This window comes from Streptomyces sp. NPDC007856 (assembly GCF_042868225.1).
GTDB lineage: Bacteria > Actinomycetota > Actinomycetes > Streptomycetales > Streptomycetaceae > Streptomyces.
Window position 1 is genome coordinate 1 of sequence record NZ_JBIAEC010000126.1, and the last position, 1,079, is coordinate 1,079.

The 1,079-nt window shown below is 66.2% G+C and carries 1 protein-coding gene; it reads left to right on the forward strand.

Going from position 1 to position 1,079, the window contains the following annotated elements:
• On the forward strand, positions 1-1,079 hold a 1,079-nt coding region (locus tag ACFYOH_RS44890; protein WP_388638169.1), incomplete at both ends, for a beta-ketoacyl synthase N-terminal-like domain-containing protein.

Below are 1,079 nucleotides of genomic sequence, written 5' to 3' on the forward strand. Positions count from 1 at the left end.
CGTGCGTTCAAGGAGTTGGGTTTTGATTCGTTGACGGCGGTGGAGCTGCGTAATGACTTGAGGTCGGTTACGGGGCTGCGGTTGCCGGCGACGTTGGTGTTCGATTATCCGACGCCGGGTGATCTGGCGCGGTATCTGCGGGATGAGTTGGTGGGGCCGGAGGGTCCGCAGGCCGTGGTTCCCGCTGCGGCTGTCACTGGTGCTGGTGTGGGTGTTGGTGGGCGGGTCGTCGGGGATGATCTGGTCGCGATTGTGGGGATGAGCTGTCGTTTTCCCGGGGGTGTGGAGTCTCCGGAGGATTTGTGGCGGCTGGTGGCCGGTGGCGGGGATGGTGTGTCGTCGTTCCCGTCGGATCGGGGCTGGGATCTGGAGGGGTTGTATCACCCGGATCCGGATCATGCGGGGACGTCGTATACGCGGCAGGGTGGTTTCCTGCATGGGGCGGGGGAGTTCGATCCGGGGTTCTTCGGGATCAGTCCGCGTGAGGCGTTGGCGATGGATCCGCAGCAGCGGTTGCTGCTGGAGACGTCGTGGGAGGCGTTGGAGCGGGCGGGGATCGATCCGACGTCGGTGCGGGGGAGTCGTACGGGTGTGTTCGCGGGGGTGATGTATCACGACTATCTGGCGGGGCTGGTGGAGTTCCCGGAGGGGGTCGAGGGGTACATCGGGACCGGGAATGCGGGGAGTATCGCGTCTGGTCGGGTGGCGTACACGTTGGGGCTCGAGGGTCCTGCGGTGACGGTGGACACGGCGTGTTCGTCGTCGTTGGTGGCGTTGCATCTGGCGGCTCAGGCGTTGCGCAGTGGTGAGTGTGATCTGGCGTTGGCCGGTGGTGTGGCGGTGATGGCCACGCCGGAGACGTTCGTTGATTTCAGCCGGCAGCGTGGGCTTTCGGTCGATGGGCGGTGCAAGGCGTTCGCGGCGGGTGCGGACGGTACGGGCTGGGGTGAGGGTGCGGGCATGCTGCTGGTGGAGCGGCTGTCCGATGCCCGGAAGAACGGTCACCCGGTGCTGGCGGTCGTGCGGGGTTCGGCGATCAATCAGGATGGTGCGAGCAATGGTCTGACGGCGCCGAACGG